Here is a 21150-nt window from a genome sequence, read left to right on the forward strand (position 1 = left end):
CGCGCAGACGGGCGACTGCTGCCCTTCCGCACCGGGAGCGGCTGCTCCCGAGACCGTTGCAGTACTAGCCGCGCCAGATCCTCTCGTACGCCTCGCGGTAGCCCGGCGGGTTCCAGGACGTGGCTCCGCCGCTGTTCTCCGCCGTGACCACGTGGACGGGGGCGACGTAGCCGCTGGCGGGGCTGCCGGCGAAGGCGCGGTTGAACTCGTCGACGATCTGCCAGCCCTGCTGCGAGAGCGGTTCGGGAACGGTGGCGGACTGGTACTGCCGGGCGTTGATCCGCTGGAAGGCCGACGGATCGCCGTCCCCCGCACCGATGTTGAAGGGAGGCCCGGTCCCGGGCTTCCCGGCCGCCCGCAGCGCCGGGGCCGCGTCGGCGAAGTACAGGTCGTTGATCGCGACCGAGTGGGTCCACCTGCCCGCGAAGCGCGACAGCAGCGAGGAGACCTCCTGCGGGGTGCGCAGGCTCGCGTCGGGGATCGGGATGTTCGCGGAGGCGAGCAGGGCCACGCCCGGGCAGTCGGCCAGCCGTTGCCGGATCAGCTCGGCCTTGTGCCGCGCGAAGGGGATGGAGTCGTCGGTGAACAGGACGGTCCCGGCCCGGCCGCCGGAACGGGCGATGACCCAGTCCGCGCTGATCCGGGCCACCTCCTCGACGTTCGTGGTGATGTTGGTGAACAGCGGCGGGTTCTCGCTCGGGCCGGGGGAGTCGACCGCGTGCCAGCCGACGAGGGGGATGTCCGCGGCGCCCGCCCGCGCCACCTGCTGCGAGGTGAGCCGGGGGTCGAATCCGCCGATGACGATGCCCGAGGGCCGGAGGGTGACGGCCTGGCCGAAGGCGGCCTGGATGCCGGCCGGGCTGCCCTGGCCGTCGATGACCCGGACCTGCCAGCCGATGCTCCGGGCCGCCTCCCGGACGCCCTGCGCGACGCCGGCGACTCCCGGGTTGGTCATGGTCTGCGCCACGTAGACCAGGGTCCGGCCGGGCACGGCGGCGGGCCCCGTCGTGGGGCCGTTCCACGCCGCGGTGGTGCTCTCGGCCCGTGCGACGGCGGCCCCGGCCTCCTTCAGGACGGCCGGGCAGCCGGCCGCCGCCGGGGCGGTCGTGTCGGGCGGGCCGTCGCCGCCCCGGCCGCAGCCGGCCACGGCCGCCGACACGAGCAGGGCCGCGGTCGTGAGGACGGTGATGCGGTGGGGGTACACGGTGCTCCTGGTGCTGGTCGGGGCCGGTCGGTGCAGCACAACTTCCTAGGGGCCGCCGCCTTCCGCCGTCGCGGGCGCCGCCCCGGCCGGCCCACCGGCCGGGGGCCCGCCCGCCGGTACGTCGGGGCGCAGCCGCCGCCGGGCCGAGTAGCCGGCCAGGCCGACGGCGATGAGCAGGGTGGCGCCGTTGAACAGCGGGGTGGCCCAGAACTCGGCGCCCAGCTGGCCGATCCCGGCCAGGCCGACGGCCAGGACGGTGACGGCCACGAGGGTGCCCAGGGCGTTGGCGCGGCCGGGCCTGATGGCGGTGGAGCCGAGCAGCGCGCCGACGAACGCGGGCAGCAGGTAGTCCAGTCCGACACTCGGGTTGCCGATCTGCTGCTGCGCGGCGAGGAGGACCCCGGCGAAGCCGACGACCAGCCCGGACCCGGTGAACGTCCAGACGGAGTACCGGTGGGTGGGGATGCCGAGGACCACCGCGGCGCGGGGGTTGGAGCCGATGACGTAGACGTACCGGCCGAACGGCAGCCGCTCCAGCGCCACCCAGAGGACGACGACCAGGGCGAGGACGTAGAAGGCGGGCAGGGGCAGCCCGAGGAGCCGGGAGTCGTAGAGGCCGGTGAAGGCGGCCGGGAGTCCTTCGGGGCCGGGGACGATGCGGCCGCCGTCGGTGATCCAGCCGGTGACCGCGTACATCATGCTGCCGGTGCCGAGGGTGGCGATGAAGGAGTCGATGCGGGCGAACTCGACGATCACCCCGTTCACCGCCCCCGCCAGGGCCCCGCCCAGGACGACCGTCAGGCAGGCGAGCGGCCACGGCCAGCCCGCTTCGACGATGAGGTACAGGGTCATGACGTGGGCCAGGCCCAGCGCGTAGCCGAGGGACAGGTCGAAACGGCCGGCGGCGATGGGGAGGGTCGCGCCGAGGGCGAGGAGCGCGGGGACGGACTGGTTGGACAGGATCGCCGAGACATTGTCCAGGGTGGGGAAGGTGTCCGGCAGGAGCAGGGAGAAGACGAGGAAGAGCAGGACGGTGAGCGCCGGCAGGCCGTAGGTGCCGACGGGGTGTCCGTGGCCCGGCAGGGGGCGGCGCGTGTGCGGGGGCGTCACCGGCCGTCGGGGTTTCCGGTGGCGGGGTTCCCGGTGACGGGGGGCAGGGCCGAGGCGGTCCGGGTCAGTTCGGTGACGGTCAGGCCGGCGCCGGCCGGCTCGGCGAGCACGGATCCGCGGCCGAAGACCAGGGCCCGGTGGCAGAGGCCGGCGACCTCCTCGAAGTCGGTGGAGACCAGCAGGACGGCGAGGCCCGCCCGGGCCGCCTCGTCCAGGATCCGGTGCACGGCCGCCTTGGCGCCGACGTCCACGCTGGCGGTCGGTTCCTCCAGGATCAGCAGGCGCAGGTTCCCGTGGAGCCACCGGCCGACGACCACCTTCTGCTGGTTGCCGCCCGACAGCGTGGCGATGGGGGCCTCGCTGTCGCGCGGGTGCACGGAGAACCGGTCGATCAGGGCGGTGGCCTCGGCGCGTTCGCGGCGCGGGCCGGTCCAGCGCCAGGCCGGGACACCGGTGGCGCGGGGGTTGGCCAGGAAGTTCTCCCGTACGGTCAGGCCGGGGGCGCAGCCCTCCTCCTCGCGGTTGCCGGGGACGAGGCCGACCCCGCGGCGCAGGGCCGCGGCCACCGAACGCGGCCGGTACGGGCGCCCGTCGAGCAGGGCCCGGCCGCCGAGGAGGGGCAGGGCTCCGGCGAGGGCGCGGCCCAGGTGCTGGTGGCCGGCGCCGGTCAGCCCGACCATGCCGACGATGTCGCCCTCGCGCAGCTCCAGGCCCACGGGGGCGGTGCGCCGCGTCGACACCCCGTCGAGGACCAGGACGGCGGGGCGCCGCGGGCCGGGGGCGGTCGCGAGGGCGGGGGAGCCGGTCCGGGGCGCGCGGGCCGGTTCCCGGCCGACGATGTCGCGTACCAGGCGGGCGGGCGGGTACGGCGCCAGCGGACCCCGGCTGACGACGCGTCCGTCGCGCAGCACGGCGAAGGCGTCGGCGACGGCGTACACCTCGTCGAGCCGGTGGCTGACGTAGAGGACGGCGTGCCCCCGGTCGCGCAGCGCGTGCAGGACGTCGAAGAGCCGCGCGCAGTCCGCGGCGGGCAGGGTGGCGGTCGGCTCGTCGAGGACGAGGAGTTCGGCCCGGTCGGCCAGGGCGCGGGCGATGGCGACCAGGGAGCGTTCGGCGGGGGCCAGGTCGGCGACGGGCGTGTCGGGGTCGAGGTGCCCGGCGACGGTGGCCAGGGCCTCGGTGCAGCGCTGCCTGGTCCGCCGCCAGGAGATCAGGCCGTGGCGGCGGGGGTAGCCGGTGCCCAGGGCGATGTTCTCGGCGACGGTCATCCACTCGACGAGGGCGAGGTCCTGGTGGATGAAGGACATCCGGCGTGCGGCCTCCTCGGTTCCGAGCGGGTGGCCGGCCACGGTGACCTCGCCGGCGTCCGGCCGGTGCACTCCGGCCAGGATCCTGATGAGGGTGGACTTCCCGGCGCCGTTGGGGCCGAGGAGGGCGAGGACGCTGCCGCCGTGGATGTCGAGGCCGACCGAGTCGAGCGCGAGGGTGCCGCCGAACCGCTTGCGGAGGCCGCGCATCCGGACGAGGGGCGGTCCCCCGGGGGACGGGGGAGGGCTCTTCGAGGTGACGGGAGTGTCATGCACGGACTTCTCCGGGGCCGCCTGGGGGTTCTTGCTGGACTGCGTGACGTCGAGGATGCTACTTGGACGTAAGGGGGCAAGTACGTCATATCGCTCTCCGTGCCGTCCGGGGCGCGGGGGCGGACGGGTGAGCGGGCCGCCGCGCGGCCGGGTCAGGCCGCGTCGAGGGCGCATTCGGCCCAGATGACCTTGCCGTGGGGGGTGTAGCGGGCGCCCCAGGCCTGGGACAGCTGCGCGACGAGGAACAGGCCGCGCCCGCCCTCGTCCGTCGAGGCCGCCCGCCGCAGGTGCGGGGCGGTGTTGCTGCCGTCGGAGACCTCGCAGATGAGGGTCCGGTCGTGGATGAGCCTCACCCGTACGGGCTCCGAGCCGTAGCGGACCGCGTTGGTGGCCAGCTCGCTGAGCATCAGCTCGGCGGCGAACGCGAGCTCGTCGAGCCCCCATTCGGCCAGCCGGCGGGTGGCGGCGGCGCGGATGTCGGAGACCCGGGCCGGGTCCGCGGGCAGGTCCCAGGTGGCGATCCGGTCGGCCGGCACGGTACGGGTCCGGGCGACGAGCAGCGCGATGTCGTCGGAGGGATGGGCGGGCGCCACCGCCTCGATGACGGCGCGGCAGGTGTCCTCCGGCCGGCGGTCGGGGTGGGCGAGCGCGCCGCGCAGCCGCTCGAGGGAGGTGTCGATGTCGCGGTGGCGGCGGTCGACCAGCCCGTCGGTGTAGAGGACGAGGGTGCTGTGCTCGGGCAGGTGGATCTCGGCGGTCTCGAAGGGCAGGCCGCCGAGCCCCAGCGGAGGCCCCGCGGGCAGATCGGGGAAGGTGACGCTGCCGTCGGGGGCGACCAGGGCGGGCGGCGGGTGTCCGGCCCGGGCCATCGTGCACAGCTGCGAGGTCGGGTCGTAGATGGCGTACAGGCAGGTGGCGCCTGCGATCGCGCCGCTGCCGGCGGCGCCCTCGTCGCCCTCCTCGCGGTCCAGGCGGACCAGGAGGTTGTCCAGGTGGGTGAGGAGCTCGTCGGGCGCCAGTTCCAGTTCGGCGAAGTTGCGGGCCGCCATCCGGAGCCGGCCCATGGTGGCGGCGGCGTGCAGACCGTGGCCCACGACGTCCCCGACGAGGAGGGCGACCCGGGTGCCCGAGAGCGGGATGACGTCGAACCAGTCGCCGCTCACCCCCGATTCGGCGGGCAGGTAGCGGTGCGCGACCTCGACCGCGCCCTGTTCCGGCAGCCCGCGCGGCATCAGGCTGCGCTGCAGGGCGAGGGCCAGGGTGTGCTCGCGGGTGAAGCAGCGGGCGTTGTCCACGGAGAGGGCGGCCCGGGCCACGAGCTCCCGGGCCAGGCGCAGGTCGTCCTCCCCGAAGGGCGACGGGTCCAGCGACCGGTAGAAGGAGGCGATGCCGAGCAGCACCCCGCGGGCGAGCAGGGGGACGCAGATGAGGGAGTGCACCCCGTGCGCCAGGATCCGCGCGGCGTCCTCGGGGCCCTGGGCGGTCCACCCGGCGGCCACGCTCAGGTCGGGTTCGAACACGGCCGGCTCGCCGTCCAGGCAGCGCATGTGGGGGCTGCCGGGGAGGGGGTCGACGTGCGCGCCGGCCGGGAGGAAGGGGCAGTCGGACCGGATCCCGTGGACCACCGCGCGGCGCAGGTCGGCCCGCGGATCGGGGGACTCCTCGCCGCGCAGCACGGCCTCGGGCAGGTCGACGGTGACGTAGTCGGCCAGGCGTGGCACCGCCGTCTCGGCGAGCTCCCGGGCCGTGCGGCCGACGTCCAGGGTCGTGCCGATCCGGGCGCTGGCCTCCGCCAGGAGTTCCAGCCGGCGGCGCGCGGCGACGGCGTACTTGCCCACCTCGGGCTCGCCGACCAGCACCAGCCCCCGGACGGGGCCCGGCCCGCCGGTGGCCGGAGCCGGGTGCGGGGGCAGGTTCACGGCGAGGTCCGAGGTGGCGTGGACGGACGCGGCGAGGTGGTGCGCGGGCGCGTCCCCGGGCAGGACGGCCTCGACGACGACGCCCTCGACCCCGGAGTCGCTGACCAGCGGACTGCTCACGAGGGTCACGTCCCGGCCGTGGTGGAGGGACACCTCGACGGCGGCCCGCCCGGTCGAGCAGATGAGCTCGGTGGCCTTCTCCTTGAGGACCATCTGGTCGTGCCGGTCCAGGCCGCCGTCGGTGAGCTCGTCCAGCGCGATCGGATGCCCGTCCCTCTCGGCCCCGCCCGCCCGGGCGAGGAGCCTGGCGTCCAGGTAGGTGCGCAGCAGCGCCCGCTCCCGCTCCGAGCACTGGTCCATCAGGCGCCGCTCGATGGCCTCGGCGGCCCGGTGGACCAGGGCGGGCAGTACGGGGTCCTCGTAGTCGCGGGGGTAGCCGAAGCAGAGGACCCCCACCACGTGTCCGCTGAACTGGTCGCGGATCGGGGTCGCCGCGCAGGCGCTGGCCTGCGAGCGCTCGGCGAAGTGCTCGGCGCCGTAGACCTGGCAGAGCCGCCGCTCGGCGAGGGCCAGGCCGATCCCGTTGGTGCCGGCGAACCGTTCGGCGAAGACGAAGCCCGGGACGGTCTGGATCGGGGGCAGGGTACGGGCGAGTGAGGGTTCCCCGAACCGGCGCTGGAGCACCGTGCCGTTGCCGTCGGCCAGGGAGATGTTCATCAGGCTGCCCGCGAACCGGGCCTGGAGCTGGTCGAGCACCGGGGCCGCGGCGCGCACGAGCCGGCTGTCGGGGTCGAAGTCGTCCCGGTAGGGCAGTTCCGTCTGCTCCGGGGAGAGCCCCAGCAGCCGGCTGCGCCTCCAGGAGTTCAGGATCGGGCCGCGGACCCCGTCCTCGACCGGTTCGCCCAGCAGGAACCGCTCACGGGAGCGCGCGGTGCCGGTCTGGCCTCCCGTGAGCCCCATCTGCACCACTTCCCCTTTGCCGAGCCGCGTGCCGCACCGGGATGTGCGCATCGAGCGAGCGCTTTTCGAGTATATTCCTCAGCTTTTGATCCGATATGGGTGAAAGTCGCGGAGTCAGAGGACCGCGACCGGAGCGACCGGTGAGCCGGTGCCGCCCGGCACGGCGAGCGGCGATACGACGATCATGAACTCGTGGCGTCCGGCGTCGGCGCAGGCGGCCGAGAGCTCCTCCAGGTCCAGGTTGTCGAGCAGCGGCACGCCCATGGCGGTCACCGCCAGGGCGTGCACGGGGGAGTGCACCCCCTCCACCGGGGAGGGCCGCAGGTCGCTGTCGCCGTCCCCGCCGAGCAGCGCGAGCGCCCGCCCCGCCAGCAGGGGCAGGGCGTCCACGTGGAAGCCCGCGGAGGCGGCCGAGACGTCCCAGGGCCCGCGCTCCACCAGCCGGCGGAAGCGGCCCGAGCGCAGCAGCACGGCGCAGCCCTCGTCGACCGTCACCCCGAGGGCGCGCTCCGCGTCCAGGACGTCGCGCGCGTGCACCGGGTGCCCGGGCTCCAGCCAGTCCGTTCCGAGGACGGCGGGCAGGTCGAGGAGCACCCCCTTCGTCACCAGCGGCCCCAGCGCGTCCACCGCGCCGAAGCGGGCTCCGCCCGCGCCGATCTCCTCCCGCGCCGGACGGCCGTCGTAGAGCAGCCCCCGGTAGGCGACGTGGGCCAGCGCGTCGAGGTGGCTCACCGACTTGCCGTGGTAGTCGACCGCGATGAAGTCCTTGTACGTGGCGGGCTCCGGGTCCTCCACGTCCCCGAGGTCGGACATGTAGTGCAGGGCGGGCCGGTCGCCCCCGCCGGGCGTCGTGTTCCAGGGCAGCCCCAGGGGCACCGTCCTCCCGGACCGGACGAGGGCGGCCGCCCGCCGCACGTGATCGGCGGTCACGGCGTTCCAGGCGCCGCGGTCCGCAGGACTCCAGCGGCCCCACGCCCGCACCTCGGCGAAGACCCGGTCGAACTCGGCGCGGGAGACCCGGGGAACCGGGGGAACCGGGGGGACCCGGGGCGCCCCCGCGTCGTCCGCCGCACTGCTGCTCACCCGTCGATCCTGCGCCCCCGCGGCCGTTCCGGCCTCCCGGCGCAGGGCGGGCGCGGCCGCGCGAGTGGCGGCGGGGCGGCGGGGCGGGGCAGGCTGGATCCATGCGGGTGCCCTTGCGCTCCCCGCCCCGGCCGGGAGCGAGCGGTCGTCACCAGGTCCTCTTCGTCCTCGCGGAGTGCGTGCCCTTCGCGATCGCGCTCCTGGTGCTGGTCATCGAGCTCACGCCCATGCACTTCCTCTACACCGGCCCCCTCCTCTCGGCCACCCCCGCCCTGGCGGCGGTGACCTCGGGCCCCCGGGGGACCCTCGCGGCCACCGCCCTGGCCGCGGCGGTCAGCATCACGACGGCCACGCACAACCAGGCCTGGGGCAACCAGATGGTGTACAGCAACTTCCTGGCCCTGTTCCTGGTGTCCGCGGCCAGCTACACGATGAGCCGCGCCGTGCGCCGGCGCAGCGAGCACGAGCTCAACCGGATCCGCCGGATCGCCGCGGCCGCCCAGGCGGTCCTGCTGCGGCCCGTCCCGTCCCGGCTCGGCCCGCTGCGCACCGCCAGCCTGTACGTCGCCGCCGAGAGCGGGGCGCAGATCGGCGGAGACCTGTACGAGGCCGTGCAGACCCGGTACGGGGTGCGGATGATCGTGGGCGACGTCCGCGGCAAGGGGCTGCCGGCCGTCCGGGCGGCCGCGGCCGTGCTCGGCGCGTTCCGCGAGGCCGTGCACTACGAGGAGGACCTGGTGGAGGTCATCCGCCACTGCGAGGAGGCGCTGCGCCGGGACGCCGCCGTGCCGGGCGCGGTCGACGAGGAGGCCCTGGTGGAGGGCTTCGTGACCGCGGTGGTCGCCCAGGTGCCCGACGGGGCGGTGGTCGAGCTGGTCAACCGCGGGCATCCGGCCCCGCTGCTGCTGCGCCGGGGCGAGGTCCGCCCGCTGCAGCCGGCGGTCCCGCTGCCGCCCCTGGGCCTCGGCGAGTTCATCGTGGGCCCCCCGGGCATCACCGACGCCTACCCCTTCCTGCCCGGGGACCGGCTCCTGCTGCACACGGACGGGGTGATCGAGGCCCGCAGCCCGCAGAACGAGTTCTTCGCGCTGCCCGAGGCCATGGAGGCGGCGCCGCCCGGCGGCACGCCCGGGCAGTTCCTGGACGCCCTGCGCCGGGACCTGGTCCGGCACACCGGCGACCTCCTCACCGACGACGTCGCGATGCTCCTCGCCGACCGGTCGGACCGCGACCGGGCGGACCCGACCGGCCGGGCCGGGCGCGCCGGTGCGCCGACGGGCGGCCCGCCGTGAACCGCGGCGCATGGCTCCTGGAACGGGGCGAGCGCGGCAACCCCGCCACCCGCCTCGACGGACGCCGTCCGGGCGGTGCGGCCTGGACCTCCGGCAACGAGGTCCGGCCGCTCGTGCACGGCGCCACGTACTTCGCCGAGCTCCTGGCCGGGATCCGCGCACTGCGCGCCGGAGACCTGCTGCTGTTCACCGACTGGCGCGGCGACCCCGACGAGCGGCTGGACGGCCCCGGCACCGAGATCGGCACCGTCCTGTGCCGCGCGGCCGAACGCGGCGTGCTGGTCAAGGGGCTGCTGTGGCGCTCCCATCTGGACGGCCTCCACTTCAGCCAGGAGGAGAACCGCCGCTTCGGCGAACAGCTCGCCCGCGCGGGCGGCGAGTGCCTGCTCGACATGCGGGTGCGGCCGGGTGGCTCCCACCACCAGAAGCTGGTCGTCCTGCGCCACCGCGACCGGCCGCTGCTGGACGTGGCGTACGTGGGCGGCATCGACCTGTGCCACAACCGCAACGACGACGCCGCCCACCGGGGCGACCGCCAGTCCCTCCCGCTCGCTTCCGCCTACGGGCCGCACCCGCCCTGGCACGACGTCCAGCTCGCCCTGCGCGGGCCTGTCGTCGGCGACGTCGAAGCCGTCTTCCGCGAGCGGTGGGAGGATCCTGCGCCGCTCAGCCGGAGCCCGCTCACCCGGCTGCGGGAGCGGCTGGCGGACGAGGACGTCAGTGCCGACCCGCTGCCCCCGCAGACGCCCGACCCGCCCCCCTGCGGCCCGCACACCGTCCAGCTTCTGCGGACTTACCCGAACCGACTGCTGCGCGGCTACCCCTTCGCCCCCGACGGCGAGCGCAGCATCGCGCGCGGCTACGTCAAGGCGCTCGCCCGGGCCCGCTCGCTCGTCTACCTCGAGGACCAGTACCTGTGGTCGCCGCGCGTCGTCGCGGGCTTCGCCCGGGCCCTGCGCTCCCACCCGGCACTGCGGATGATCGCCGTCGTGCCCACCGTGCCCGAGCAGGACGGATGGCTCACCCTGCCGATGAACCTGATCGGGCGGATCAACGCCCTCGCCGAGCTCCGCGCGGCGGCCGGCGACCGGGTCGCCGTCTACGGGCTGGAGAACCATGCGGGGACGCCGGTCTACGTCCACGCCAAGGTGTGCGTGATCGACGACATCTGGGCCTGCGCCGGCTCCGACAACGTCAACCTCCGCTCGTGGACGCACGACTCCGAGCTGAGCTGCGCCGTACTCGACGAGACCCCCGACCCGCGGCCCCCGGCAGGCGGGGCCCGGGTCTTCGCCCGGGACCTGCGCCTGGAGCTCATGCGCGAGCACCTGGACCTCGGGACCGGGACCGGGACCGGGCCCGGGGACGGCGTACCGGAGGCCGGGGCGGAGCTCTGCGACCCGGTGGCCGCCTTCGAGGCCTTCGCCGCGGCCGCCCGGGCCCTGGACGCCTGGTACGCGGAGGGCCGCCGGGGCCCCCGCCCGCCGGGCCGGCTGCGCCGCTACGTCCCCCAGGAGCTGCCCCCCGTACGCCGGTTCCTGGCCCGGCCGCTGCACCGCGCACTGGTCGACCCGGACGGCCGCCCCCTGGGGATGAGGCTGCGCAGGACGTTCTGAGCGGGTGCGATCCCAGTCGAACCGGGGCAAAGCGTTCAAGCTGTCCCGATCGGTGGGCACCCCTTAGGTGACCTAAACGATGGTCGGGTTAGCATATGAGCACCGCCTAGCTCGAAAGATAAGCCTGTGACTGTTGAGGACTCGTTCACCAGCTGGAAAAATCGCGAGGAGATCGCGGAATCGATGATCCCGATCATCGGGAAGCTGCACCGGGAGCAGGACGTCACGGTCCTCCTCCACAGCCGCTCCCTGGTGAACAAGTCGGTCGTCAGCATCCTCAAGACCCACCGATTCGCCCGGCAGATCGACGGCGAGGAGCTCTCGGTCACCGAGACGCTGCCGTTCCTGACGGCGCTCACCTCCCTCGATCTCGGCCCGTCCCAGATCGACATCGGCATGCTCGCCGCGGACTACAAGACCGACGACCGCGGTCTGTCGGTCGAGGAGTTCACCGCCGAGGCCGTCGCCGGCGCCACGGGCGCCAACAAGATCGAGCGCCGCGAGGGCCGCGACGTGGTCCTGTACGGCTTCGGCCGCATCGGCCGCCTCGTCGCCCGCCTGCTCATCGAGAAGGCCGGCTCCGGCAACGGCCTGCGCCTGCGCGCCATCGTCGTGCGCGGCGGCGGCGAGTCGGACCTGGTCAAGCGCGCCTCGCTGCTGCGCCGCGACTCCATCCACGGCCAGTTCCAGGGCACCATCACCGTGGACGAGGCGACCAGCACGATCGTGGCCAACGGCAACGCGATCAAGGTGATCTACGCCAACGACCCGTCCGAGGTGGACTACACGGCGTACGGCATCAAGGACGCCATCCTCATCGACAACACGGGCAAGTGGCGCGACCGCGAGGGCCTGTCCAAGCACCTGCGCCCCGGCATCGACAAGGTCGTCCTGACGGCCCCGGGCAAGGGCGACGTCCCGAACATCGTCCACGGCGTCAACCACGACACCATCAAGCCGGACGAGCAGATCCTGTCCTGCGCGTCCTGCACCACCAACGCCATCGTCCCGCCGCTGAAGGCCATGGACGACGAGTACGGTGTGCTGCGCGGTCACGTGGAGACCGTCCACTCGTTCACGAACGACCAGAACCTGCTGGACAACTACCACAAGGCCGACCGCCGGGGCCGCTCCGCGCCGCTCAACATGGTCATCACCGAGACCGGTGCCGCGTCGGCCGTCGCCAAGGCGCTGCCCGACCTCAAGGCCCCGATCACCGGCAGCTCGATCCGCGTCCCCGTCCCGGACGTCTCGATCGCCATCCTCAGCCTGCGCCTGGGCCGCGAGACCACCCGCGAGGAGGTCCTCGACCACCTCCGCGACGTCTCGCTGCACTCGCCGCTGAAGCGCCAGATCGACTTCACCACTGCCCCCGACGCCGTCTCGATGGACTTCGTGGGCTCGCGCCACGCGTCGATCGTCGACGCCGGCGCGACCAAGGTCGACGGCGACAACGCGATCCTGTACCTCTGGTACGACAACGAGTTCGGCTACTCCTGCCAGGTCATCCGTGTGGTCCAGCACGTGTCCGGCGTCGAGTACCCGACGTACCCGGTCCCGGCGGTCTGATCCGCCCGGAGCCCGTGTTCCCTCCGCCGCCCCGCAGCCCCTCCGGCCGCGGGGCGGCGGCGTACCCGCGGACGGCTCACGCCTCGGCGGGGACCACCGGATGCCGGCGCAGGTAGCCGGCCGCGACCCCCACCAGGGCCGCCATGCAGCCGATGAACACCAGCCCGGCGCCCTCCAGCCCGATCGGGCCGACCAGCAGGCCCACCCCGATCACCGGCACCGAGATGCCCGCGTAGGCCACCACGAACAGCGTCGAGATCACCGCCGCCCGCCGGTCCGCGGGCGAGGCCGCCGCCACCGCGGACAGCGCCCCGCGGAAGGCCAGCCCCTGCCCGGTCCCGCCGACCACCGCGCTCGCCACCACCAGGGCCAGCAGGTCCCACCACAGGGCTCCCGCCAGCAGCGCCAGCCCCGCCAGCAGGCCCGCGCAGCCCAGCGGCAGCGACCGGCCGACGCCGACCCGGCCGACCGCCAGCTGCCCGGCGGTCGACGCGAAGAAGGCCAGCGCGACGACCAGCCCGCTGACGGCCCGGTCGTGCACGTCCAGGGACTCGGAGAGGAAGGCCGGACTGACCGAGGTGAACACCCCGAAGAGGGCGAAGCCCACGAAGGCCGCCGTCGCCGCCGGTCCGAACACCGCCCGCACCTGCGGGGGCACCCCGGGCCGCTGCGGCCGTACGGTGCGCAGCGGGCGCCGCTCGCTGACGGTCTCCGGCAGCCCCACCAGGACGGCCGCGGACGCCGCCACCAGCACCAGGTGCACGACGAACGGCAGGTACAGCGGATCGGGGGCGTACTCGGCGAGGATCCCCGCCAGCAGCGGCCCGCAGCCCAGCCCGCCCATGTTCGCGGCGGTCGCCACGAACGTCGCCCGCGAGGCGCCGCCGGGCGGCGCCAGCTCCATCACGTACGCCGTGGCCGCCCCCGTGAACAGGCCGGCCGACAGCCCCGACAGCAGCCGGCCCGCGTACAGCCAGCCCAGCGCGGTGGCGCACAGGAAGCAGACCGCGCTGGCCGCGGAGAAGCCGAGCCCCCACAGCAGCACCGGCCGCCGCCCCACCGCGTCCGAGGCGTTGCCCGCCAGCAGCAGCACACCGATGACCCCGAAGGCGTACACCGCGTACACCACGGTCACCACCAGCTCGGAGAACCCGAACTTCTCCTGGTAGAGCCCGTAGAGGGGGGTCGGCAGCGTGGTACCCGCCATGCACACGGCGAAGACCGCCGCACCGAGCACACACGTCCGCCAGCCCCGGCGATCACCGTCCATGCCGCCGACGTTAACCCCGCCGGTGCGGCTCGGCGCGCCGGCCCGCGGCCGGCCGGTGCGGCGGCTCAGGGACGGCCCGCGTGCAGCTCCAGCGGTCCCGCCCCGGTGGCGCGGGCGCCGAGGCAGGCGGTGATCTGGCGGCGCAGGGCGGGCTTGACCAGGGTGCGCAGCTCCGCGGCGGCGACGGTGCGCCACTGCAGGAGTTCGGTGGGGTCCAGCCGGATGCGCGCCAGGGCGGATCCGTCCAGGACGCCGCCGTCGTAGAGGAAGCGGATCCGGGCCGGCCGGCCGGGCTTGTGGGACCAGTTCACCGCGAGCAGGCGCCCCGGGGCGAGGTCGAGGCCGAGCTCCTCGAGGACCTCCCGGCGGGCGGCGGCCCGCGGGATCTCGCCGAGGTCGCTGTCGACGCCGCCGCCCGGCAGGTTCCACCGGTCGCTGCGCCCGTACGCGGGCTGCACCAGCAGGACGCGCCCGTCCGCGGCGGTGAACAGCACGCTCGCCGCGGTCAGCGCCTTGGGCCGGCCCGCCCGGTGACTGGCCGCGTCGAGCGCACCCGCGTGCTCCAGGGCGGCCCGCCGGGCCGGGTCCAGGCCGGCCGGGGACCCGGGCTGCGCCACCCCGTCGACCAGGTGGGCGAAGGACCCGGCGTGCAGGGCGGCCAGAGCGGCGCGCAGCCGCGGGGAGACGTGGCCGGGCAGGACGGCGCCGGCCTCGTCCGGCGGCAGCCAGCGGGCCCGGCCGCCCTCCCCGCCGGGCACGGCGATCGCGGCGGCCTGCCCGGCGGGGAGCGGGCCGACGAGGTGGACGTGCACGACCAGGGAGCGGCCGTGCGGGCCCGGCGGCCGGGAGTCCACCGCCAGCAGCCGTCCGACCGGCGCGGTCAGCCCCAGCTCCTCCCGCAGCGCCCGGGCCAGCCCCGCTTCCGGCGTTTCGGCGGCCCCGACCGTGGCGCCCGGCAGCTCCGCCTCCGGCGCCCGGGCGGGCAGCAGGACGAGGACCCGCCCGTGGCCGTCCAGGACGATCCCGGTGGCGGCCACGCGCGGCGCCGGCCGGGCGGCGCGGTCCGCGCGCACCGCGTCGGGGGAGGGGCGGTCGGGGACGTGGTCGGGCACGGGAGGACTCCTGGGAGGCGGGGAGCGCCGGCGGGCAGGGAACGGGGGTGCCGGCAGGAACACTGTGCCGGGCCGCGCACGGAGCGCCGCACCGACATGCACCCGGACCCCGTTCAGGCGCGGGCCAGGAGCATGCCGCCCATGGTCACCATCGTGGCCGCGACCAGCCCGTCCAGTACCCGCCAGGCGGACGGCCGGGCCAGCAGCCCGCTCAGCAGCCGCGCCCCGTAGCCCAGGCTCGCGAACCAGATCAGGCTGGCCAGGCAGGCACCGATGCCGAAGGCCCAGCGCAGGTCCCCGCGGTCTGCGGCCAGCGATCCGACGAGCAGGACGGTGTCCAGGTAGACGTGCGGGTTGAGCCAGGTCATCGCCAGGCAGGTGAGGACCGCGCGCCGGACGGAACCGGGGAGCGGGGCGGCCCCGTCCGCGGTGAGGGCGGCGCCCGGGTCGGGCCGCAGCACCCGGCGGGCGGCGAGCACCCCGTAGCAGACGAGGAAGGTGCCGCCGGCCAGGCCGACGACGGTCAGCGCGCCGGGCCAGGCGGTGACGAAGGCGCCGACCCCGGCGACACCGAGGGCGATGAGCAGCGCGTCGGAGACGGCGCAGATGGCGACCACGGCGAAGACGGCGTGCCGGCGCGCGCCCTGGCGGAGCACGAAGGCGTTCTGCGCGCCGATGGCGACGATGAGGGAGAGTCCGGTGCCGAAGCCCGCGAGGGCCGCGGTGATGATGCCGTGTGTCATGGCTCCGACCGTAGGCAGCCTGCGGTTTTCAGTACAGCTAAAGATTTTTACGTACCATTAGCGCTCGTGATGGACGAACTCCCGCTGGACCAGGTGCGGACCCTGCTCGCCGTCGTGGACGAGGGCACCTTCGACGCGGCCGCCGCCGCCCTGCACGTGACCCCCTCCGCCGTCAGTCAGCGGGTGAAGGCGCTGGAGCAGCGCACCGGCCGCGTCCTGCTCATGCGGACCAAGCCGGTGCGGGCCACGGAGTCCGGCGAGGTGGTGGTCCGCTTCGCACGGCAGCTGGCCCGCCTGGAGAGGGACGCCCGCGCCGAGCTCGGGCTCTCCGAGGGATCCGGCCCGGTCCGGATCCCGATCGCGGTGAACGCCGACTCCCTCGCGACCTGGTTCCTGCCGGCGCTGGCCCGCGTGCCCCAGGACCCGCCGATCTGCCTCGAACTGCGCCGGGAGGACGAGTCGCACACGACGGCCCTGCTGCGCGAGGGCCGGGTCATGGCCGCGGTGACCTCCCAGCCCGAGCCGGTCGCGGGGTGCAGCGTCCGGCTGCTGGGCCTGGCCCGGTACCTGCCCGCGGCGAACCCGGCCTTCGCCGCCCGCCACCTCGGCGGCGCCCCGGAACGGGACCTGCCCCGGGCGCCCACGATCGTCTTCGACCGCAAGGACGACCTCCAGGACGCGTACGTCCGCACGCTGACCGGCGACGCCGGGGGCGGCGCGGGACCGGTGCGCCACCACGTCCCCACCTCCGAGGGCTTCCGGGACGCGGTGGTCGCCGGGCTCGGCTGGGGGCTCGTACCCGAACAGCAGGCGGCCCCGCTGGTGGCCTCCGGGGAGCTGGTGCTCGTGGCCCCCCGGCCGTTGGACGTCCCCCTCCACTGGCAGCAGTGGAAACTCGACTCCCCGGCCCTGTCGACGGTCGCCGAGGTGGTCGCGCGGGCGGCGGCGCAGGCCCTGCGCCGCCCTGCCGTGTGACCACCGGGGCCACGCCCTACCCTTGCGGTCCATGGAGTCCTACACGATCGGCCAGGCGGCACGGCTGCTGGGCGTCAGCGTCGACACGGCCCGCCGCTGGGCGGACGCCGACCGTTTCCCCACCCGCCGGGAGGGCACGAGACGCATGGTGGACGGGCCGGACCTGGCCGCGTTCTGCGTCGAGGCCGCACGGGAGGGGGTCGAGGGCGAGGAGGCCGCCCACACCTCCGCGCGCAACGCCTTCCCGGGGATCGTGACCGGGGTGAAGCTCGGCACGGTCGACGCGCAGGTGGAGATCCAGGCCGGGCCGCACCGCATCGTGTCGCTGCTGACGCGGGAGGCGGTGGAGGAGCTCGGACTGGAGGTCGGGGCCCGCGCCACGGCGCGGGTGAAGTCGACCAGCGTCTTCGTCGACCGGGCCTGAGGCGGCCGCCCCGGCCGGCGGGCGGCGGGCCGGACCGGACGCGCCCGGCGCCGATGGCAGACTGGCCGCCGATCCGCCGAAGGGGAGTACGCCTTGTCCATGTTCAGCAACCTGCGCCGGGCCGTTCGGCGCAGCTACCGCAGGGCCGTCGACCTCAGCCACCCGGCCCGCTCCCCGCTCGGCAGCGCGGTGGTCAACTGCATCGTCTACCGCGACGGCGTGCGGCAGGAGGACTGTTCGGAGGTCGAGGAGGCGCTGCGCCGGGTCCGCAAGACGGGCGAGGGCTTCGTCTGGATCGGCCTGCACGAGCCCGCGCAGTCGGAGCTCGCCGGGCTGGCCGACCTGTTCGGCCTGCACCCCCTGGCCGTCGAGGACGCCGTGCACGCCCACCAGCGGCCCAAGGTGGAGCGGTACGACGACACGCTGTTCTCCGTCTTCAAGACCGTGCGCTACGTGGAGCACGAGGAACTGACCGCCACCAGCGAGGTGGTGGAGACCGGCGAGCTGATGGCCTTCACCGGCCCGGACTTCGTCATCACCATCCGGCACGGCGGCCGCGGCACGCTCGGCCCCGTCCGCGAGCAGCTGGAGGCCGACCCCGAGCAGTTGCTGCGGGGGCCCGCGGCGGTCCTGCACGCCATCGCCGACCACGTGGCGGACGACTACATGGCGGTCACGGACGCCGTGCAGAACGACATCGACGCCGTGGAGACCGCGGTGTTCAGCGAGAACGGCGGCCGTGGCGACGCGGGCCGGATCTACCAGCTCAAGCGCGAACTCCTGGAACTGCGCCGGGCGGTGGCCCCGCTCAGCCGCCCCCTCGAACTGCTGGCCACGCAGCCGATACCGGTCATCCCGCCGGACATCCGCGCCTACTTCCGGGACGTCGCCGACCACGTGACCCGGGCCACGGAGCAGATCAACGGCTACGACAACCTCCTCGACTCCATCCTCCAGGCCCACCTCGCGCAGGTGACCGTCGCGCAGAACGAGGACATGCGCAAGATCACGGCGTGGGCGGCGATCGTCGCCGTTCCGACGATGGTGTGCGGCGTCTACGGCATGAACTTCGACCACATGCCCGAGCTGCACTGGACGTACGGCTACCCGCTCGTGCTCGGCGTCATGGCGGTCGCCTGCTTCGCCATCCACCGGGGCTTCCGCCGCAACGGCTGGCTCTGAGCCGCGTGGCGGGTTCGGCCTGGTCATGGCGGTCCGCGGTGTCGCGGGGCGGTAACGATGTGGGTAACGATCAGCACAGCATCCGGGGCGTCAAGCAGGCCCCCCGTGGGGACGTTTCGGACTTCCCGGTTCATGACGCCCCGGCAGTGTCCCGGATCCGTAACCTCCGCACGGGAAATCGGGTGCTATGGCCGATTTGGCTTCCCTGTAAGTGGCTTGACCCCGACGTAAGGGGGGCATAAGTTCTGCCCCGGCTTGCTCCAGCAGGACGGGCCCGGTCACCGTCCTCTGGGGGGACTCATGCACTACTACACCGACGTTCTGAAGAAGTACACCGTCTTCTCCGGCCGCGCCCGCCGGCAGGAGTTCTGGATGTTCACGCTCTTCAACCTGATCGCGCTGATCATCGTCGCCGTCCTCGACTTCGTCATCGGCACCTTCCCGCTGCTCTACGCGATCTACGCGCTGGCCGTCTTCCTGCCCGGTCTGGCCGTCGGTGTCCGCCGCATGCACGACCTCGGCAAGTCCGGCTGGTGGCTGCTCATCACCCTCGTCCCGGTGGTCGGCGGCATCTGGCTGCTGGTCCTGCTCGCGACCGCCGGCCAGCAGCAGGCCAACGAGTACGGCCCGGACCCGAAGGCGTACGCCGCCGCCTGATCCGACGCACGGCCGGTCACGGCCGGACGACCCTGAGCGCCGCCCCGGCCGGGAACAGCCGGGGCGGCGCTCTCGTCATGTGCGGGGGCCGCGTGACATGCGTCTCGCGGGATCCCGGCAGGGGGCTGTCCTGACAGGCCCGATCACGAGATATCTTGATGTCGAGCAATGTTGCAGACGAGAGACGCAGACTGTGGAGCGGAGCATCCGGTGACTGACTCGACCATCATCTACACGCACACTGACGAGGCCCCGGCCCTCGCGACGTATTCCTTCCTGCCTGTGATCCAGGCGTACGCGTCGACGGCCGGTGTGAATGTCGAGACCCGTGACATCTCCCTGGCCGGTCGGATCATCGCCGTGTTCCCCGAGTACCTCGAGGAGAGCCAGCGGATCGCCGACGCCCTCGCCGAGCTCGGCGAGCTGGCGAAGACCCCGGAAGCCAACATCATCAAGCTTCCGAACATCTCGGCGTCCATCCCGCAGCTGAAGGCCGCGATCGCCGAGCTCCAGGGCCAGGGCTACGCCCTTCCGGACTACCCGGACGACCCCAAGAGCGACGAGGAGCGCGAGATCCGCGCCCGCTACGACAAGGTCAAGGGCAGCGCGGTCAACCCGGTCCTGCGCGAGGGCAACTCCGACCGCCGCGCCCCCGCGTCGGTCAAGAACTACGCCAAGACCCACCCGCACCGCATGGGCGCCTGGACCCCCGAGTCGAAGACGAACGTCGCCACCATGGGCGAGAACGACTTCCGCTCCACCGAGAAGTCCACCGTCATCGCCGAGGCGGGCACCCTGCGCATCGAGCACGTGGCCGCCGACGGCGCCGTCACCGTGCTGCGCGACTCCGTACCGGTCCTGGCCGGCGAGGTCGTGGACGCGTCCGTCCTGCACGTCGACGCGCTGCGCACCTTCCTCAACGCCCAGATCGAGCGTGCCAAGGTCGAGGGCGTCCTGTTCTCCGTGCACCTCAAGGCCACGATGATGAAGGTCTCCGACCCGATCATCTTCGGCCACGTGGTCCGCGCCTTCCTCCCGAAGACCTTCGCCCGCTACGGCGAGACCCTCGCCGCCGCCGGCCTCTCCCCGAACGACGGCCTCGGCGCCATCCTGAACGGCCTGGGCGCCCTGCCCGACGGTGACGCGATCAAGGCCTCGATCGACGCCGAGATCGCCGAGGGCCCCGCCCTCGCCATGGTCGACTCCGACAAGGGCATCACCAACCTGCACGTGCCGTCCGACGTCATCGTCGACGCCTCCATGCCGGCCATGATCCGCACCTCCGGCCACATGTGGGGCCCCGACGGCAACGAGGCCGACACCCTCGCCGTCCTCCCGGACAGCAGCTACGCCGGTGTCTACCAGGCGGTCGTCGAGGACTGCCGCGCCCACGGCGCCTTCGACCCCTCCACCATGGGCTCGGTGCCGAACGTCGGCCTCATGGCGCAGAAGGCCGAGGAGTACGGCAGCCACGACAAGACCTTCGAGATCGCCGCCGCGGGCACCGTCCGCGTCGTCGACGCCGCCGGTGACGTGCTCATCGAGCAGGAGGTCGCCGCCGGCGACATCTTCCGCGCCTGCCAGACCAAGGACCTGCCCATCCAGGACTGGGTCAAGCTCGCCGTCACCCGGGCCCGCGCCACCGGCGCCCCGGCCGTCTTCTGGCTCGACGAGAACCGCGCCCACGACGCGCAGCTGATCGCCAAGGTCAAGACGTACCTCGCCGAGCACGACACCGACGGTCTGACCATCAAGATCCTCTCCCCGGTCGAGGCCACCGCCTTCTCCCTGGAGCGCATCCGCCGCGGCGAGGACACCATCTCGGTGACCGGCAACGTGCTGCGCGACTACCTGACCGACCTCTTCCCGATCCTGGAGCTGGGCACCAGCGCCAAGATGCTCTCGGTCGTCCCGCTGATGAACGGCGGCGGCCTCTTCGAGACCGGCGCCGGCGGCTCCGCCCCGAAGCACGTCCAGCAGCTGGTCAAGGAGAACTACCTGCGCTGGGACAGCCTGGGCGAGTTCTTCGCGCTGGCCGCCAGCTTCGAGCACCTCGCGGCCACCACCGGCAACGCCCGCGCCCAGGTGCTGGCCGACACCCTGGACCGTGCGACCGGCACCTTCCTCAACGAGGACAAGTCGCCGAGCCGCAAGCTGGGTGGCATCGACAACCGCGGCAGCCACTTCTACCTGGCCCTGTACTGGGCGCAGGAGCTGTCCCGCCAGATCGACGACCCGAAGCTGGCGGCGGCCTTCGAGCCGCTCGCCAAGTCCCTCGCCGAGCAGGAGCAGACCATCGTCTCCGAGCTCATCGCGGTGCAGGGCTCCCCGGCCGAGATCGGCGGGTACTACCAGCCCGACGCCGCCAAGGCCGAGGCGATCATGCGTCCGTCCGCGACCCTGAACAAGGCGCTCGCGCAGCTCGGCTGATCACCCGCGCCCGGTCACGCCCCA

General features: G+C 74.1%; 16 protein-coding genes. 8 read left to right on the forward strand and 8 right to left on the reverse strand.

Annotation, left to right across the window (positions count from 1 at the left end; translation table 11 throughout):
• Positions 1-64: 64 nt before the first annotated feature.
• From ACPU2J_RS28485 to ACPU2J_RS28505, 5 genes are all read right to left on the reverse strand, one after another.
• Positions 65-1204 (reverse strand): substrate-binding domain-containing protein, encoded by a 1140-nt coding sequence (locus ACPU2J_RS28485; protein ID WP_420079011.1) that lies wholly within the window; start codon positions 1202-1204, stop codon positions 65-67.
• Positions 1205-1249: 45 nt separating this feature from the next.
• Complete coding sequence (locus ACPU2J_RS28490; protein WP_423834290.1) at positions 1250-2314, reverse strand: ABC transporter permease; 1065 nt, start codon at positions 2312-2314, stop codon at positions 1250-1252.
• Positions 2311-3897, reverse strand: a complete 1587-nt coding sequence (locus ACPU2J_RS28495; RefSeq protein ID WP_423834291.1) for a sugar ABC transporter ATP-binding protein — start codon at positions 3895-3897, stop codon at positions 2311-2313. The genes ACPU2J_RS28490 and ACPU2J_RS28495 overlap by 4 nt, the downstream gene beginning before the upstream one ends.
• A gap of 149 nt (positions 3898-4046) precedes the next feature.
• Positions 4047-6773: a SpoIIE family protein phosphatase gene (locus ACPU2J_RS28500; protein WP_423834292.1), complete on the reverse strand. Its 2727-nt coding sequence runs from the start codon at positions 6771-6773 to the stop codon at positions 4047-4049.
• Between the two features lie 114 nt (positions 6774-6887).
• Positions 6888-7856 carry a cyclase family protein gene (locus ACPU2J_RS28505; protein ID WP_423834293.1) on the reverse strand — a complete coding sequence of 323 codons (969 nt, stop codon included), beginning with the start codon at positions 7854-7856 and terminating at the stop codon, positions 6888-6890.
• A gap of 101 nt (positions 7857-7957) precedes the next feature.
• Here ACPU2J_RS28505 and ACPU2J_RS28510 point away from each other — a divergent pair, with 101 nt between their 5' ends.
• The 3 genes from ACPU2J_RS28510 to ACPU2J_RS28520 all read left to right on the forward strand — a co-directional run bounded on the left by ACPU2J_RS28510 (position 7958) and on the right by ACPU2J_RS28520 (position 12333).
• Positions 7958-9148, forward strand: a complete 1191-nt coding sequence (locus tag ACPU2J_RS28510) for a PP2C family protein-serine/threonine phosphatase (protein WP_420079006.1) — start codon at positions 7958-7960, stop codon at positions 9146-9148.
• Entirely contained in the window at positions 9145-10764 is a 1620-nt protein-coding gene (locus ACPU2J_RS28515; protein WP_423834294.1) for a phospholipase D family protein, read from the forward strand. Before ACPU2J_RS28510 ends, ACPU2J_RS28515 begins: the two co-directional genes overlap by 4 nt.
• A 126-nt stretch (positions 10765-10890) precedes the next feature.
• Positions 10891-12333, forward strand: coding sequence for a glyceraldehyde-3-phosphate dehydrogenase (locus ACPU2J_RS28520; protein WP_423834295.1), 1443 nt, complete (start codon positions 10891-10893; stop codon positions 12331-12333).
• A 76-nt stretch (positions 12334-12409) separates the two neighbouring features.
• Here the strand turns inward: ACPU2J_RS28520 and ACPU2J_RS28525 are convergent, their stop codons facing one another.
• The 3 genes from ACPU2J_RS28525 to ACPU2J_RS28535 all read right to left on the reverse strand — a co-directional run bounded on the left by ACPU2J_RS28525 (position 12410) and on the right by ACPU2J_RS28535 (position 15458).
• The gene (locus tag ACPU2J_RS28525; RefSeq protein ID WP_420079003.1) at positions 12410-13603 is read right to left on the reverse strand and encodes an MFS transporter; all 1194 of its coding nucleotides are present in this window, start codon (positions 13601-13603) and stop codon (positions 12410-12412) included.
• A gap of 65 nt (positions 13604-13668) precedes the next feature.
• A complete protein-coding gene (locus ACPU2J_RS28530; RefSeq protein WP_361593186.1) occupies positions 13669-14715 on the reverse strand; it encodes an NUDIX hydrolase in 1047 nt (348 codons plus the stop codon).
• Positions 14716-14828: 113 nt separating this feature from the next.
• Entirely contained in the window at positions 14829-15458 is a 630-nt protein-coding gene (locus tag ACPU2J_RS28535; protein ID WP_365070728.1) for a LysE/ArgO family amino acid transporter, read from the reverse strand.
• Between the two features lie 69 nt (positions 15459-15527).
• Between ACPU2J_RS28535 and ACPU2J_RS28540 the strand changes: the two genes are divergently transcribed.
• The 5 genes from ACPU2J_RS28540 (at position 15528) to ACPU2J_RS28560 (ending at position 21126) form a co-directional block, all read left to right on the forward strand.
• Entirely contained in the window at positions 15528-16433 is a 906-nt protein-coding gene (locus ACPU2J_RS28540; protein ID WP_365071616.1) for a LysR family transcriptional regulator ArgP, read from the forward strand.
• A gap of 31 nt (positions 16434-16464) precedes the next feature.
• Complete coding sequence (locus ACPU2J_RS28545; RefSeq protein ID WP_420079002.1) at positions 16465-16857, forward strand: TOBE domain-containing protein; 393 nt, start codon at positions 16465-16467, stop codon at positions 16855-16857.
• 99 nt (positions 16858-16956) lie between these two features.
• The gene (corA, locus tag ACPU2J_RS28550; protein ID WP_365070730.1) at positions 16957-18039 is read left to right on the forward strand and encodes a magnesium/cobalt transporter CorA; all 1083 of its coding nucleotides are present in this window, start codon (positions 16957-16959) and stop codon (positions 18037-18039) included.
• A 300-nt stretch (positions 18040-18339) separates the two neighbouring features.
• Positions 18340-18696 (forward strand): DUF805 domain-containing protein, encoded by a 357-nt coding sequence (locus ACPU2J_RS28555; protein WP_420079000.1) that lies wholly within the window; start codon positions 18340-18342, stop codon positions 18694-18696.
• A 210-nt stretch (positions 18697-18906) separates the two neighbouring features.
• Complete coding sequence (locus ACPU2J_RS28560; protein WP_420078999.1) at positions 18907-21126, forward strand: NADP-dependent isocitrate dehydrogenase; 2220 nt, start codon at positions 18907-18909, stop codon at positions 21124-21126.
• The last annotated feature ends 24 nt before the right edge of the window (positions 21127-21150 follow it).

Origin of the sequence: Streptomyces manipurensis, assembly GCF_049570255.1 — a bacterium.
GTDB classification, from domain to species: Bacteria; Actinomycetota; Actinomycetes; order Streptomycetales; family Streptomycetaceae; genus Streptomyces; species Streptomyces manipurensis.

Excerpts from the sequence above, each read along its gene's own strand:
- ACPU2J_RS28500 (WP_423834292.1), bottom strand. The coding sequence starts at position 6,773 with ATGGGGCTCACGGGAGGCCAGACCGGCACCGCGCGCTCCCGTGAGCGG.
- ACPU2J_RS28510 (WP_420079006.1), top strand. The coding sequence starts at position 7,958 with ATGCGGGTGCCCTTGCGCTCCCCGCCCCGGCCGGGAGCGAGCGGTCGT.
- ACPU2J_RS28525 (WP_420079003.1), bottom strand. The coding sequence starts at position 13,603 with ATGGACGGTGATCGCCGGGGCTGGCGGACGTGTGTGCTCGGTGCGGCG.
- ACPU2J_RS28535 (WP_365070728.1), bottom strand. The coding sequence starts at position 15,458 with ATGACACACGGCATCATCACCGCGGCCCTCGCGGGCTTCGGCACCGGA.
- ACPU2J_RS28540 (WP_365071616.1), top strand. The coding sequence starts at position 15,528 with ATGGACGAACTCCCGCTGGACCAGGTGCGGACCCTGCTCGCCGTCGTG.
- ACPU2J_RS28545 (WP_420079002.1), top strand. The coding sequence starts at position 16,465 with ATGGAGTCCTACACGATCGGCCAGGCGGCACGGCTGCTGGGCGTCAGC.
- corA (WP_365070730.1), top strand. The coding sequence starts at position 16,957 with ATGTTCAGCAACCTGCGCCGGGCCGTTCGGCGCAGCTACCGCAGGGCC.
- ACPU2J_RS28555 (WP_420079000.1), top strand. The coding sequence starts at position 18,340 with ATGCACTACTACACCGACGTTCTGAAGAAGTACACCGTCTTCTCCGGC.